Origin of the sequence: Psychrobacter sp. CAL346-MNA-CIBAN-0220 (assembly GCF_040309805.1) — a bacterium.
Classification (GTDB): domain Bacteria; phylum Pseudomonadota; class Gammaproteobacteria; order Pseudomonadales; family Moraxellaceae; genus Psychrobacter.
The window spans coordinates 1-279 of sequence record NZ_JBEOPF010000163.1 but is presented as its reverse complement, the minus strand read 5'-3'; the positions used below and the strand labels follow the sequence as shown (position 1 = coordinate 279).

Genomic DNA, 279 nt, shown 5'->3' with positions numbered 1-279 from the left:
ATGCCTATAAAGAACGCAGTGATATTACCCGTATTGGCGAAGTTGAATCGATTGAACTCGCTATTTATAAAGAAGGTGATGCCAATACCGTTGCAGTGGCGAACAAGCTTCGAACCGAACTCGACAAAATGAACCAAACGGATGAAAGTAATCAATTAGAAATTATTTATGACCAATCTGAATTTATTGAAAGTGCAGTAAATGAAGTTACCTCAGCCGCATTATTTGGCAGCTTGCTGGCCATGCTGGTTATTTACCTGTTTTTACGTGATATTATTG

1 protein-coding gene is annotated in these 279 nt (G+C 38.4%); it reads left to right on the top strand.

Translation table 11 applies throughout. The annotated features are described in order from the left end of the window. On the top strand, window positions 1–279 hold a 279-nt coding region (locus tag AAEY88_RS13145), incomplete at both ends, for an efflux RND transporter permease subunit (RefSeq protein ID WP_350563100.1).